We start from the raw sequence: 14,746 nt of genomic DNA on the forward strand, positions 1-14,746 counted from the left end.
ATAATAGGCTCCTCTCTGATAAGAATATTCATATTTAATTCTTTCCAGATTGGATCCATTTATTACCAAAGACACAAAATTTATGACACTACCCTGTCTGAAACAGGGTCAGAAAACAATATAAAAGAAGCAGTCCAGTATCCCGCAAATAATTTACACCCACCGTACATTCCTTTCTGCTGCCCCCGCATCAGGCGGGCTATCCAAGTACAGCATTTACAAGTGCATTGGCTTTATCAAAATCCCCGGCTTCGGGGTTCCACAGAGATTTAATATTTTCGTCGACTACATCGAATCCAGAGTCCTTTAATTGTTCTGCCAGAACCTTGTTTCCTTCGCCGCTCCATCCGTAACAGCCGAATACAGCTGCCTTTTTATTCCTGAATTTCAAAGATTTTAAGAAATGAAGCAGCCCGGCCAAATTGGACAGGATATCGTTGCCAACAGTTGGTGAGCCTAAGGCAATTGCCCGGGATTTAAACACCTCTGTCATGATTTCATTTTTATCTGATTTTGAGCAATTGAATACTTTCACAACTGTATCCGGGCTTACGTTTTGAACTTCCTTTGCAATGCAGTGGGCAATCTTTTCTGTGCCCTGCCACATTGTATCATATATTATGGTAAACTGATCTTCCTGATATGCCTTTGACCATGCGGCATATTTCTCCACGATCTGCAGTGGATTTTCTCTCCAGATTGCCCCGTGGCTTGGAGCAATCATGTCAATCGGGATATTCAGTCCAACAATCTCATCTATTTTTTTAGAGACCAGAGGAGAAAATGGATTTAATATATTCGCGTAATACTTCATAGCTTCTTTGTTGAGCAGACACTGGTCGGCTTTATCGTTAAATAATTCCTCCACGGCGTAGTGTTGTCCGAAGGCATCGTTGGAGAATAAAACATTATCCCCTGTTAAATAAGTTGCCATGCTGTCAGGCCAGTGCAGCATACGCATTTCTACAAAGATTAATTTTTTCCCGTTGCCGATGTCCAAGGAGTCTCCGGTCTTTACAACATGAAAATCCCAGCCCTGCTTTCCATATTGCCCTTCCAGGCTTTTGACTGCGTTAGCAGTACAGTAGATGGGCTTACCGGGAATCTCCTTCATCAATTCTACAAGGGCTCCGGAATGATCCACCTCCCCGTGGTTTGCGACAATATAATCAATTTTATTCAAGTCGCTCTCTTTCTTTAAATTTTCTATAAATTCAAATCTGTGAGGAGCCCATACGGTATCTATTAATACTGTTTTCTCTTCCTCTACCAGGTATGCATTTTGACTTGAACCATTTAAAATGGAGTAATCGTCTCCGTGAAAACTTTCCAGCTCCCAGTCTATATAACCAATCCAACTTACATTACCCTTTATTGTTCTTTTCATTGCGTCATTCCTCCTGACTTATTTTAAAAATAATACACTGTGTTTTTATGATATAAGCTATCAAATCTTTCCTGTTTAGATCCAAGGGGTTTCTGTCATATTAACATTTTTCTTCTGGCGGTTCAACAAATTAATAAAAAAATCTGCATCAAGTTTCTTTTCCTGGAGAGCTGCCTCAAGAGGCTTGTTTCCTCCACAGCAATAATCAATGTTTTCATCCGAGAAAATTTGGATAATGTCCGGATTGTCTCGTATAGCCTCTGCTACTGTCATTTCTTTGGTAATCATAAAAATACCTCCTTTCATTGGATACCTCTTTGTTTAAGTAGAGTATACCCAACAGGGGGAGTAAAAACATTGATTCAAATCAAGTTTGAAACGTATTATTAAAATCATCTTGTACAGATGACATTTGTCATACGCTATTATGACGGATGACACTGACATATTGCAAACGGCAGAGTTATACTTTTCTTATAGTAATGATAGGAGGATTTGCTAATGATTCAAATAGAAAATCTGGTAAAACGATATGGAGAACTACTGGCCCTTGATCACCTGAATTTAGAAATTGAAGAGGGGGAGATATTCGGCCTTCTTGGACCTAACGGCTCCGGGAAAACTACGGCTATTAACTGTATGCTGGCCCTCTTGAAGTATGACAAGGGGACTGTAAGGATATTCGGCGAAGAGATGAGTCCGGACAATTACAAGGTAAAACAGCAGATAGGAATTGTGCTTCAGAATGTGGCGGTTTTCGATGAACTGACCGTCTATGAAAATATAGATTATTTTTGTGGTTTGTATGTGAAAGATAAAAAAGAAAGAAAAAAATTGGTGGATGAGGCTATTCATTTTGCAGGTCTGGAGGAATATACAAAAATGCGTCCTAAAAAGCTTTCAGGAGGCCTGCTCCGGCGCTTGAATATTGCGTGTGGCATTGCCCATAAACCTCGGCTGATTATTATGGATGAGCCCACTGTTGCGGTGGATCCCCAGAGCAGAAACCGGATTCTCGAAGGAATTAAGGAATTGAACCGGCAGGGCTCCACTGTTATATATACCTCCCATTATATGGAGGAGGTAGAGCAGATCTGTACAAGGATTGCTGTTATAGACCACGGAAGAAGTGTAGCCGTGGGCACAAAAGAAGAATTGAAAAGCATGATTAAGACTGGGGAAACCATAACAGTTGAGAGCGTTGCATTAAGTGATGGGCAGATAGCCGCTGTCGGGGCACTGCCCCATGTATTTGATGTAAAGTACAAGGAACAGGTTCTGAAAGTTCGGTGTACAAGGGGAAAACATAATCTTATGAGGATACTGAGTTATCTTCAGGAGGAAGAGATTTCTTTTGGCAGGGTCTTTTCAGAACTGCCGACTTTAAATGATGTATTCCTGGAAATCACAGGAAAAGAATTGAGGGATTAGGAGGAGATTACATGCTGCATCTCATGAAATATGATGTAAAGGTAAAGCTGCATAATTTTAACAGGATGTTCTGGCCCCTTTTGTTTCCCCTGATTCTTGCCACTCTTTTCTATTTTGCATTCGGCAAAATGGATGAAGCAGATTTTGAGACAGTACCTGTGGCTGTTGTGGAGGAAACAAACAGCAGTGGGGAAAAGACATTTTTAGACTTTTTGTATACAGTTGAAAAGGATAAATCCAAATTAATAAAGACAGAGGTAATGGGGGAAAAACAGGCCGTAAAGGCTCTCAAAAGCGGAAAGGTATCCGGCATTTATTATGCAGGGGAAAAACTTTCGCTGACAGTAAGCGGTGTTGGTATTAAGGAAAGTATTCTGCAGTCTCTTCTGGAAAGCTATGAGAATGGGAAAAATACAATAGAAAATATTGCCGTGAATCACCCTGAAGGAATTCAGAGTGCATCAGAGCAGATGTCTGATTACCGGGACATGGTAAAGCAGGTATCTCTGGGAGGAAAAACTACGGATCAGACTGCACAGTTTTTCTATGCGCTCATAGCGATGGCATGTCTTTATGGGTGCTTCAGCGGTTACGGAACTGCACTTTACCTCCAGGCAAATCTGACGGCACTGGCAGCCAGAAAATGTGTGACACCTACCCATAAGCTGAAGCTTATACTTTCAGAGATGCTGACTTCCTTTTTCATGCATTTTGTTGATATTGTCATACTTCTGATTTATTTGCGGTACGTGCTTGGGATGGACTTTAGGGGAGATATTCCCCGCATGCTGCTTGTGTCTTTCATAGGAAGCATGATTGGCGTGTCTATGGGAATTTTTATCAGCAGCATCGGCAAGACCAGAGAAGGCGCAAAAATAGGAATTCTGCTGGGAATATCTATGGTATGCAGTTTCCTGGCAGGCCTAATGGTCTCCGACATGAAAGATATAGTGGAGAGATACTGCCCGATTATAAACAGAATCAATCCGGCAGCTCTTATAGCAGATGCATTTTACTGCATTAATGTATATGATGATCCGGCGCGCTTCTGGCGCAGTCTGGCAATATTGACGGTCATGTCGGTGCTGCTGACACTGGGTTCATTTTTTATGGTCAGGAGGGAACGCTATGACAGTATTTAAAGGATATATGAAAATCACAAAACAAAATATAGGCCTGATTATAATGTATCTGGCGATATTCATGGGCATTACGGTTATGATGCAGCTTTCTGCCAAGGATCAGGAGACTGGCGGCTATAGGGCAGAGAGTGTGAGAATTGGGTTTGTGGATGAGGATGGCGGTGCACTGGCAAAGGGGTTGGAGGAATATCTCGGGAAAATACACAAAATTATCCCAATGGATAATAATAAAGGGGAGCTGCAGGAGAATCTATTCTATAGAAATGTTGAATATATCGTAAAAATTCCTGCCGGTTTTGAAAAAAGATGCCTGAAGGGAAATGAGAAATTGTCCGTTACAAAGCTTCCCGGCTCCTATACAGGCTTTTATGTAGATCAGCAGATAAATAGTTTTGTGAATAGTGCAAAAGCGTACTATGCTGCAGGGTATACCTCAGAAGAAGCAGCAGAAGCAATTATGGAAGGGCCTGAGCCTAAGGTGAAAATGTTGGATACAGGACATACAAAAGGAGAGACTCCGGGGTATGCTTACTATTATAGATACATCCCATACCTGCTATTAAGTGTACTGTGTTATGTCCTGGGTAATATATTGTCTGCCTTTCATAAGGGAGATGTCCCCAAGAGGATGCAGGCCAGCCCCATATCCGGGCAGAGACAGAATCTGGAAGCTCTGCTGGCAGCTGGGGTACTGGGCATTGTGCTGTGGATAATCTGTATCCTGGGAGGTATTTTCTTCTATGGGAGAGAGCTTCTTGAAAGCGGCGGATTTGTATATTATCTGCTTAACTCACTGACCATGCTGCCTGTATCACTTTCCTTGTCTTATCTGGTGGGAATATTGACAAGCAATCCAGAGGCCTTAAGCGGTGTTGTAAATACCTTGTCACTCGGAATGTGCTTCCTCTGTGGGGTATTTGTACCTCTTGATATTTTAAGTACAAAAGTTAAGACGGCGGCACAGTTTCTTCCGGTATACTGGTATGAAAAAGCCAATGACACAATAGCAGAATTCGAAAACATCACAGGAGGCGTGAAAACAGAAATATGGCAGGCAATGGGGATTCAGCTGGTATTTGCGGCAGCAATCCTGTGCGTTGCTATGGCAGTGGGGAAAAGAAAAGCGTAGGAGTATAAGAAGTAGATAGAGATGGCTACTATAAAATCAGCATTTCAAAATTTCAAGATAAGGTGTTTTTTTAGACTCAGCTATGGTATACTTAAAATATGTGGTTTATACGAATTATGAAAAAATAAGTTGAGGTGCTATGATGAGTGAAGAGATGAAATTAGAAGGGTTACAGACAAGTGAAGAGAATGTAGAGACAATGGCAGACTATGAAGAACATTTTGACGATGCCAATCCATGGAATCGTGTTCTTGATTATATGGAGAAGAAGACGGTTTTGCCGGTTAAAGTAGAAGGTATTGTAAATGGCGGAGCTATAGCGATGGTGGAGGGGTTGCGCGGATTTATCCCGGCATCCAAACTTTCACTTTCCTATATCGAAGATTTGGAGACATATTTACTGAAAGATATTGAGGTGCGTGTTATTGAGGCTGACCAGGCCAATAACCGTTTGGTATTATCTGCCCGCGAAATATTAAAAGAGAAGGAAAAACAGGCACGCAAAGAGCAGATTGAGAATATTAAGATCGGTACAGTCATGGAAGGCACTGTAGACAGTCTGCAGAACTATGGCGCATTTGTCAATCTGGAGAATCACCTCTCCGGGCTTGTCCATATTTCCCAGATTTCCAAAAAGCATATTAAGACGCCGGGTGAAGTTCTGAAAGTGGGTGATACCGTCAGAGTCAAAGTAATCGGAATTAAAGAAGGAAAAATCAGTCTGAGTATAAAAGCTCTTGAGGAGGCACAGGAAGAAGCAGAAGAAAAAGTGGAGCTTCCAAAGAGTGAGAAAATTGGAACAAGCTTGGGCGATTTATTTAAAAATATCAAGCTATAGAGAGTTGACAGGAAATATAGAATTAAGGGCAGTTTAGCGTTGAAAAGAACTGCCCTTAATTTTTTGCTATACTACGGTTTATTCCCGCGAGCAATGAGCCAAGCGGAAATGCTTGCATTTCCATTTGGCGACTGCCGCGAGGGTCAAATACCCCGCAGCTTGCTGCGGGGTATTTGACTAATTCGATATATAAAATCTTATGCCATTTGGGATGAAGCTTCCTCTTGAAGGTTATAGCTCAATATTTTGCAAATATGGATTCTCTGTCTCATAGAATTTTTCTGCTTCCACAGCCTCAGCGATTTTCGCATCTATTGGTATTTTACCAAGTACCGGAATTTCTAATTCTGCAGCAATCTCCTCAATATGGCTCTCGCCAAAAACATTGATTTCTTTTCCGCAGTCAGGACACTTCACATAGCTGTAGTTCTCTACAACGCCCAATACCGGGATATTCATCTGCTTTGCCATATTGTAAGCTTTTTTTACAATCATACGGACAAGATCCTGAGGGGAGGTTACAATTACAACTCCGTCTACGGGAAGTGACTGAAATACGGTGAGTGGAACGTCTCCTGTTCCCGGCGGCATATCTACAAACAGGTAATCCAAATCTCCCCATATAACATCCGTCCAGAATTGTGTTACGACTCCGGAGACGACAGGACCTCTCCAGATGACAGGGGCATCCTCATCCTCTAGTAAAAGATTTACGGACATTATTCTTGTTTTGTCCTGTGCGATACAAGGGAATATTCCGTCTTCTGTTCCTTTTGCCATCTCGTGCACACCATACATTTTGGGTATGGACGGTCCCGTAATATCGGCATCCAGAATTCCAACTGTGTATCCTTTCTCACGCATCATTCTTGCGAGAGAGCCGGTGACTAAGGATTTACCCACACCTCCTTTTCCGCTGATAACACCAATCACCTTTCTTATCTGTGAATGTGCATTTACAGGTGCACCAAAATCTTCCTTCTTACTCTGGCATGTTCCAGCCTGCGCACATCCTGAACAGGATTCCTGGCTGCAGCCGCTGTTATTTTTTTCTGTCATATTTGTCTACCTTCTCTTTCTTTCATAAACATCAATGTAAATCTGTACAACTAACAACTCACTTTTCCATTATACCTTATTGAACGTTAGTAGTTCAATAAGTATAGCATACTATTTTTAACTTTTGGTTGACGAATTCTATAAAAAATGGCAATCTTATTATGTGAGAACCAACAGAAAAAGGGGATATAAGATGGATAACATAGTAAATGCAAGAAAAATATACGTGGTAGGTCATAAAAATCCGGATACAGATTCTATTTGTTCTGCGATAGCCTATGCCAGGTTAAAGTCAAAATTGACAGGGGAAATATATACACCTCGCAGGGCGGGCCAGCTTAATGAGGAAACGCAGTATGTACTGGAACGGTTCAAGGTAAAGGCTCCGAAGCTTCTTTCTGACCTGCGTGTTCAGATAAAGGATGTGGAATTAAGAAAAATCCAGGGGGTAGATGGCAGTGTTTCCATCAGAACCGCCTGGGCGCGGATGAAGGAACTGAATATTAAGACACTGCCTGTGACAAGGGAAGGAAAGCTGGAAGGGCTGATTACAATCGGCGATATTGCAACATCATATATGGATGTATACGATAGCTCTATTTTATCTGCTTCCAGAACACAGTACCGTAATATAGCCAGTACCATCGGCGGAAAGGTTGTTGTGGGGAATGACCACAGCTTCATGCCAAAAGGAAAGGTGGCAATTGCAGCTTCCGGCAGAGAACTGATGGCCGACTTTATTGAAGAGAATGATTTACTGATTCTGGGAAACAGACCAAATGTCCAGCAGGATGCCCTTGACTTGAATGTGAGCTGCATCGTTGTGTGCCAGGGTGCGGAGATTTCGGATGAGATTATAGCTCAGGCGAGAAGAAAAGAGATTGTCATTATCCGTACACCTCACGATACTTTTACGGTTGCCAGATTGATCAATCAAAGTATTCCGGTAAATTGTTTTATGACAAAAGAAGGGCTTATCACTTTTGGTATGAAAGATTACGTGGATGATGTGAAAGCAGTGATGGCAACAAAGAAGTTTCGTGATTTCCCCGTTCTGGATGGAAATAAAAGCTTTCTGGGGTTTATTTCGAGAAGAAGGCTTTTGAACAGCAGGAGAAAACAGGTTATTTTGGTAGATCACAATGAAAAAAGTCAGGCTGTCGATGGGGTGGAAGAGGCGGACGTATTAGAAATTATTGATCACCATAGATTAAGCAGTATCCAGACTATCGGACCTGTATTTTTCAGAAATCAGCCGGTAGGCTGCACGGCTACAATCATTTATCAGATGTATCAGGAAGAAGAAATAGAGATTGATTCGGTCACAGCATCACTTTTATGCTCGGCAATCATATCGGATACGCTGATGTTTCGTTCTCCCACCTGCACTCCTATAGATGAGGCGGCTGCGCGAAAATTGGCAGAGATCGGGAATATTAATATAGAGGAGCTGGCTTTAGAAATGTTCAATGCAGGCAGCAACCTCAAAGGAAAGAGTGCAGAAGAGATTATTTTCCTGGATTTCAAACAATTTACAGTGAATGAGACTGTTATAGGCGTGGGGCAGGTGAACTCTATGAATACATCTGAACTCAGGGAAATCAAAGCAATGGTGCTGCCGCACATGGAAGAGGCGAGGAAGAAAAATAGTTTGGATATGATATTCTTCATGTTGACGGACATTGTGACTGAATCTACCCGGCTTCTCTGTTGTGGCCCTGAGGCTCTAAGTAAGGTGATTATGGCTTATGATTTAAATGAGGACACAGAGGACATTATACTAAGAGGCGTTGTATCAAGGAAAAAGCAGCTTGTACCTACATTGGTAGGCGCACTGCAGCAATAGAGGAAGAAAACAGAAAGGAAAGAAAATGAGCAGACAACTATGGAAGCCGGGTAACATGCTGTACCCTCTGCCTGCTGTAATGGTGAGTGCAGGCAGCCTAGAGGGAAACCAAAACATTCTGACCGTTGCCTGGACAGGCACCATCTGCACAAATCCAGCCATGGTCTATATTTCTGTAAGGCCAGAGAGATATTCCTATCAAATGATAAAGGATACCGGAGAATTTGTCATCAACCTGACAACGGAAAAGCTGGCAAAAGCTACAGATTACTGTGGGGTGCGGTCAGGGAGAGATGTGGACAAATGGAAGGAGACGGGGCTGACTCCGGGAAAAGCTGAAAAATTGGAGTATGCCCCAATTATAAATGAGTGTCCTGTAAATATAGAGTGCCAGGTAACAGAAGTAAAAGAACTGGGCAGTCATCATATGTTTATCGCAGAGGTGCAGGGAGTTCAGGTGGATGATGCCTATATCAATAAGACAAATAAGTTCGAACTCAATCAAACAGGTCTTCTTGTGTACTCTCACGGTGAATATCTCTCTTTAGGGAATACTCTTGGAATGTTTGGATATAGTGTGCGGAAGAAAGTAAAGGGAAAAAAGAAAGCTACAAGGAAGAAATAAACCTTCCGAAGGCTTCCAGCCCTTTCCTTGTATACTTGTATACACCTGCGTCCTTCAGAACCTGACAGAAGACCTTGCCGATTTCCTGCTCTAAAATGGAGTCGATATTACCCTGACTTACATGGCTGTAAGCCGGAAGGAATTCCGCCACCCAGTCTGCATGTTTTGCCAGTACCTTGCTGCTTCGAATATCTTTCCCTTCCAGAATATAAGTCTTTAGCATGTCCATCTCTTTCTTAAGACGGGAAGGCAGTACAGCCAGACCCATGACTTCAATCAGCCCGATATTTTCTTTTTTAATATGGTGCAGATTAGCATGAGGGTGATAGACGCCCAAGGGGTAATCTTTTGTTGTGATATTATTGCGGAGTGTCAGATCCAGTTCATACAGATTCCCCCGCATTCTTGCTATAGGAGTGATGGTATTGTGAGGTGTCCCTTTTGTCTCTGCAAAAATAAAAGCTTCTTCATCTGTATAGCCTCTCCATACATGAAGGATATGGTCTGCCAGCTCGGCCACTCGCTTTTCGTCCTTACTCTGTAATCGGATAACAGAAAGCGGCCACTTTATAATTCCGGCTGTGACATCCTCATAACCCTTCACTTCAAATGTACGGATAACAGAAGCTTTTTCCATGGCGAAGGTATAATTTCCTCCTTGAAAATGATTGTGGCTTAAAATTGAGCCTCCCACAATGGGAAGGTCGGCATTGGAGCCTACGAAATAATGAGGAAACAGTTTTACAAATTCAAATAATTTCTGAAAAGTTTCCTTTTCTATTTTCATAGGTATATGCTTCTTGTTCAGGATAATACAGTGCTCATTGTAATACACGTAGGGAGAATATTGAAAACCCCAGGTGCTGCCCTGTATGGGAATAGGAATAATGCGGTGATTTTCACGGGCCGGGTGATTTGCCCGACCGGCATAACCCTCATTTTCCATACAGAGAAGGCATTTCGGATAGGACAAGTCTTTTGCATTTTTGGCAGCAGCGATTGCTTTCGGATCCTTCTCCGGCTTTGATAGATTGATTGTAATATCCAGTGTGCCGAATTCCGTACCCACCGTCCACCTTATATCCCTGCTGATACGGTATCTGCGGATATAATCGCTATCCTGGCTTAGTTTATAATAATAATCGGTGGCTGCCCGGGGAGATACTTCGTATTTTTCCCAAAATTGCGCCTGAACCTGGGCGGGACGCGGCATTAAAGTGTTCATCAGTTTTGTGTCGAACAGATCCCGGCATATAATATTGTCTTCAATGATTTCACGCAGGCAGGCTTCGTCCAGCAGCTCGTTTAATACGTCTCCCAATACAATGTCAGATAAATTACAGGGTACATCTTTATAGTCATCTTCGCCAAAAAGCTCCAGAAGGAGATTAGTTGTATAAACACGTTCACACTCCGGTGTCAGACCGGTTTCAACCCCATATTGCACCAGCTTTTTGATTGCTTCATATAACATAGTTATTGCCTCCCTTAATCTCTGCCCTCACTGTGAAAAAACGGCTGTGAAGTATCCAGCTTACGTGCTCCATCGCCAATGTCCACAGTATAAAAGTCAGCATCATGTCCCACCTTTTTCCTGTATGCTTTCCCGATTGTTTCAATAAATGTATCTACACTGTGGTTTTTCACAATACTGACCGTACATCCGCCGAAACCGCCGCCCGTAATTCTGGAGCCGATTACACCGGAAACAGCCCAGGCAAGATCTGTGAGAATGTCAATCTCTTCGCAGGACACCTCGTAGTCATCCCGCAGGGAAATATGGGACTGGTTCATTAGTGCTCCGAACCGAGCGATATCACCGGCTTTCAGTGCCTTCACAGCTTCAATGGTGCGCTGGTTTTCGGAAACAGCATGTTTTGCCCGCTTTATGAGTACAGGGTCTTTGATGACCTCCTTAAATTTATCAAAGGTGTCCATATTCAGATTACCCAGAGAGTTGATATCCAGTTCCTGCTGCAGTGCGGCCAGGGCCTTTGCACATTCCTGCCGGCGTTCATTATATTTTGAATCTACCAGGCTGTGCTTCACCTTGCTGTTTGTGATTATAATTTTTGCATCTTCCAGTTCAATGGGAGCGTATTCATATTGCAGTGTGGCGGTATCCAGGAAAATGGCATTATTCTTTTTACCCATAGCTACAGTAAACTGATCCATAATTCCGCAGTTGCAGCCGTTAAAATTATTTTCGGAATACTGGCAGATAAGGGCCAGGTCAGTCATGCTGAACTTATGAATGTCAAACAAATCCAATAGGACAATTCCGGTCAGAACCTCCAGGGAAGCAGAGGATGAGAGGCCGGAACCATCCGGAATATTCCCCCATATTACCATATCAAATCCGGTATCCAAGGTACATTTCCTCTGTGCAAAAGCCCACACAACACCCAGGGGATAGTTGGCCCAGCCGTAGTCTTGCCTGTTGGTCAGGTCGTCGAGTGAAGTCTCGACTACACCGAAACTGTCCAGGTTCATGGAATAAAGGTGCATTGTTCTGTCTGTGCGTTTGCGTGCAATCCCATAGGTTCCGAGGGTCAGTGCACAGGGAAATACATGCCCTCCATTATAATCGGTATGTTCTCCAATCAGATTGACGCGGCCAGGGGAAAAATAAAATCCGGCATCTTCTATATTCCCAAATAATTCCCTGAATTTTGCAGCCAATTGTTCTTTCATATATAAACCTCACTTTCGTTAGATAAACATGTCATAAAAAATCGATTGCCTTTACTTATCATTATAGGGGGAAGGAAAAGAAAAGTATATAAAAAATCTGCTCAAAAACATGTAATTATGTTGCATCTAGTCAGAGCAAAAGAGTATAATGAAGATTAAAGATCAGCCATGTACTAGTGTACTGTCTCATTGACAGTTTCCAAAAAGATTAGCATTTGGTTTGCAGAAAGGGTGAGAAACATAAAAGAGACTTATAAGTATTCTTATAAAACAGGTGAAAATCTCATGACCTCCCTGTCAGTCTACAACGTGGGCCATCAAAAATGCGAGCCGGGATATCAGTGGGGGCCGGGGGTGCGAAATCATTACTGTATTCACCATATTATTTCAGGCAGCGGATATTATAGCGTGAATGGGAAAACACACCATCTTTTTGCCGGGGACACCTTTATACTTTATCCGGATATTGAAGTGAAATATTATGCGGATATGCAGGAACCTTGGGAATATGCATGGGTGGGGTTCATGGGGGCGGACGCCCCGTCGATCTTACATTCCACTGATTTTACGAAGGATCATCCTTTTATCCAGAAGGCTGGCCCGCCCAGAGGCCTTTTGCAAAAACAGCTGGCCCTGATTTACGAAGTAAAAGGAAACAGTTATGAGGCGGCAGTGGCAATGACGGGCGCCCTGTATACTCTTTTGGCAACATTCATGCAGTATGCTGCAAGCTCAGAGCAGGTAAAGGATATTCAATTCCTCTACGTCCAGAAAGCTAAGTCCTATATATCCACAGGCTATTCTTATCCTATAACAATAGAGGAAGTGGCAGCTTACGTAGGAATCAGCCGGAGCCACCTCTACCGTGCTTTTAGGGCCTGCCTGCAGCAGTCTCCCAAAGAATACCTGAGTGATTTCCGCATAAGACAAGCCTGCAGGCTGCTAAAGGAGACAACCTTGTCTGTCGCAGCTATAGCATATTCTGTCGGGTTTGAAAGTAACCTTTATTTTTCCAAAGCTTTTAAAAAACAAAAAGGACAAAGCCCCTCAAAATATCGCGAGAACTACCTTATGACTCTTTTAAAACATTAATTTTTAATTGTATTATCCTCTTAAAAAGAAGAGAGGAGAGAGCAACAGCAGCAATCTCTGCTATGGGAATAGCCCACCATACCATGGCAAGCCCAGACAATTCTGCAAACAAATAAGCGATGGGTAGAATGACAATCAGCTGTCTTGCAGCAGAGATTATCAGGCTGTACACTCCATTTCCCAGAGCCTGAAAGGCTGAACCCACTACAATATTAAATCCTGCAAGGAGAAAGCTTAGGCTAATAATACGGAGTGCAGGGACGCCAATCTCCAGCATATGTTCAGATGCACCGAACAGCCCCAAAAACTGTGTGGGAAATATTTGAAACAAAAGAAGCCCTACTGTCATGAATCCTATGGCAATGAATATAGCCATTTTTATGGTATCCACAATTCTTTTTTTGTTTCGCGCACCGTAATTATAGGCAACAATAGGTATCATTCCGTTGGTCAGCCCAAATACCGGCATGAAAACAAAACTCTGCAGCTTAAAATAAACTCCGAATACAGCCGCAGCGGTGGAAGAGAATATCAAGAGTATCCGGTTCATGCCAAATACCATGACGGAGCCGATGGACTGCATAATAATGGAGGGGACTCCAACCTTATAGATTTCAGCGATGATAGCCTTATCCGGTCTGAAGCCTTTCATATTTAAGTTCAGCTCCGTATTTCTCTTGCAGTTAAAATACAAGGACATGCAGACTGCTGTAACCTGGCCAATGACGGTTGCGATAGCAGCTCCTGCCACCTCAAGCCGGGGCATGCCGAACAGACCAAAAATCAGGATGGGATCCAGAATAATGTTGATGATGGCTCCCGTTCCCTGGGTGATCATATTGTAGATCGTCTTTCCGGTGGATTGTAAAAGACGTTCAAAAGTGATCTGCATAAAAATCCCCACAGAGATAACGGTGATGATAGTCATATAGTCAGTTCCATAACGAATGATAGCTGGGTCATCTGTCTGTACCAGAAAAAAATAGTGGGAACCAAGCAGCCCGATAACTGCCATAATGATACAGCTGATAATTCCAAGAAAGATTCCGTTTCTGGCAACAAGATTGGCCTCCCGGAACTTTTTCTCGCCAAGACTTTTGGAGAGCAGGGCGTTGATTCCAACACCGGTACCGGCAGCTATGGCAATCATCAGGTTCTGCACCGGAAAGGCAAGAGAAACTGCAGTCAGTGCCTCTTCGTTGAGCTGTGCAACAAAAATACTGTCTACTACATTATAAAATGCCTGCACCAGCATAGATATAATCATGGGCAGAGACATAGTAACCAATAATTTTGGAATGGGCAGCAGACCCATCTTATTTTCAGTATGTACTGTTTCTTCCATTGAAAAACTCCTCCTCAAATGTGACATAGTGAGCATTATAGCATAAATACTTGGTTTGCAAAAGACCTCTCATATCATCTATAAAAATTTGGAATAATGCATATATTTGTAAAGAAGTGTTAAAAGGGACTGTATGCTGTTTGCGTTTAAAGAGAATG

13 protein-coding genes are annotated in these 14,746 nt (G+C 42.6%); 7 read left to right on the top strand and 6 right to left on the bottom strand.

The window, feature by feature from the left end; all coding sequences use genetic code 11:
* Window positions 1-199: 199 nt before the first annotated feature.
* Both EDD59_RS14480 and EDD59_RS14485 read right to left on the bottom strand, forming a co-directional pair.
* Window positions 200-1,387 carry an oxygen-binding di-iron domain-containing protein gene (locus EDD59_RS14480; protein ID WP_132383133.1) on the bottom strand — a complete coding sequence of 396 codons (1,188 nt, stop codon included), beginning with the start codon at window positions 1,385-1,387 and terminating at the stop codon, window positions 200-202.
* Window positions 1,388-1,462: 75 nt separating this feature from the next.
* Window positions 1,463-1,675 carry a DUF542 domain-containing protein gene (locus EDD59_RS14485; protein WP_165920952.1) on the bottom strand — a complete coding sequence of 71 codons (213 nt, stop codon included), beginning with the start codon at window positions 1,673-1,675 and terminating at the stop codon, window positions 1,463-1,465.
* Window positions 1,676-1,888: 213 nt separating this feature from the next.
* Between EDD59_RS14485 and EDD59_RS14490 the strand changes: the two genes are divergently transcribed.
* The 4 genes from EDD59_RS14490 (at window position 1,889) to EDD59_RS14505 (ending at window position 5,927) form a co-directional block, all read left to right on the top strand.
* Window positions 1,889-2,818 carry an ABC transporter ATP-binding protein gene (locus EDD59_RS14490; protein ID WP_132383137.1) on the top strand — a complete coding sequence of 310 codons (930 nt, stop codon included), beginning with the start codon at window positions 1,889-1,891 and terminating at the stop codon, window positions 2,816-2,818.
* An 11-nt stretch (window positions 2,819-2,829) separates the two neighbouring features.
* A complete protein-coding gene (locus EDD59_RS14495) occupies window positions 2,830-3,960 on the top strand; it encodes an ABC transporter permease (protein ID WP_132383139.1) in 1,131 nt (376 codons plus the stop codon).
* On the top strand, window positions 3,947-5,089 hold the full coding sequence (locus tag EDD59_RS14500) for an ABC transporter permease (protein WP_132383141.1): 1,143 nt from the start codon (window positions 3,947-3,949) through the stop codon (window positions 5,087-5,089). The genes EDD59_RS14495 and EDD59_RS14500 overlap by 14 nt, the downstream gene beginning before the upstream one ends.
* Before the next feature lie 142 nt (window positions 5,090-5,231).
* On the top strand, window positions 5,232-5,927 hold the full coding sequence (locus EDD59_RS14505; protein WP_132383202.1) for a S1 RNA-binding domain-containing protein: 696 nt from the start codon (window positions 5,232-5,234) through the stop codon (window positions 5,925-5,927).
* A 231-nt stretch (window positions 5,928-6,158) separates the two neighbouring features.
* On the opposite strand, the gene EDD59_RS14510 is transcribed toward EDD59_RS14505, so the two are convergent.
* Complete coding sequence (locus EDD59_RS14510) at window positions 6,159-6,986, bottom strand: Mrp/NBP35 family ATP-binding protein (RefSeq protein WP_132383143.1); 828 nt, start codon at window positions 6,984-6,986, stop codon at window positions 6,159-6,161.
* Between the two features lie 193 nt (window positions 6,987-7,179).
* On the opposite strand from EDD59_RS14510, the gene EDD59_RS14515 reads away from it, so the two are divergent.
* Together EDD59_RS14515 and EDD59_RS14520 are read left to right on the top strand one after the other, a co-directional pair.
* Window positions 7,180-8,832 carry a putative manganese-dependent inorganic diphosphatase gene (locus tag EDD59_RS14515; RefSeq protein ID WP_132383146.1) on the top strand — a complete coding sequence of 551 codons (1,653 nt, stop codon included), beginning with the start codon at window positions 7,180-7,182 and terminating at the stop codon, window positions 8,830-8,832.
* A 25-nt stretch (window positions 8,833-8,857) separates the two neighbouring features.
* Window positions 8,858-9,457, top strand: coding sequence for a flavin reductase family protein (locus EDD59_RS14520; protein WP_132383148.1), 600 nt, complete (start codon window positions 8,858-8,860; stop codon window positions 9,455-9,457).
* On the opposite strand, the gene galT is transcribed toward EDD59_RS14520, so the two are convergent.
* Both galT and EDD59_RS14530 read right to left on the bottom strand, forming a co-directional pair.
* Window positions 9,441-10,931, bottom strand: coding sequence for a UDP-glucose--hexose-1-phosphate uridylyltransferase (galT, locus tag EDD59_RS14525; RefSeq protein WP_132383150.1), 1,491 nt, complete (start codon window positions 10,929-10,931; stop codon window positions 9,441-9,443). The genes EDD59_RS14520 and galT overlap by 17 nt on opposite strands.
* Before the next feature lie 14 nt (window positions 10,932-10,945).
* Window positions 10,946-12,151, bottom strand: a complete 1,206-nt coding sequence (locus EDD59_RS14530) for a galactokinase (RefSeq protein ID WP_132383152.1) — start codon at window positions 12,149-12,151, stop codon at window positions 10,946-10,948.
* A 240-nt stretch (window positions 12,152-12,391) separates the two neighbouring features.
* On the opposite strand from EDD59_RS14530, the gene EDD59_RS14535 reads away from it, so the two are divergent.
* Entirely contained in the window at window positions 12,392-13,243 is an 852-nt protein-coding gene (locus EDD59_RS14535; protein ID WP_243117445.1) for an AraC family transcriptional regulator, read from the top strand.
* On the opposite strand, the gene EDD59_RS14540 is transcribed toward EDD59_RS14535, so the two are convergent.
* Window positions 13,221-14,588 carry an MATE family efflux transporter gene (locus tag EDD59_RS14540; RefSeq protein ID WP_132383154.1) on the bottom strand — a complete coding sequence of 456 codons (1,368 nt, stop codon included), beginning with the start codon at window positions 14,586-14,588 and terminating at the stop codon, window positions 13,221-13,223. The genes EDD59_RS14535 and EDD59_RS14540 overlap by 23 nt on opposite strands.
* Window positions 14,589-14,746: the final 158 nt, after the last annotated feature.

Origin of the sequence: Muricomes intestini (genome assembly GCF_004346165.1) — a bacterium.
Taxonomy (GTDB): Bacteria; Bacillota; Clostridia; order Lachnospirales; family Lachnospiraceae; genus Muricomes; species Muricomes intestini.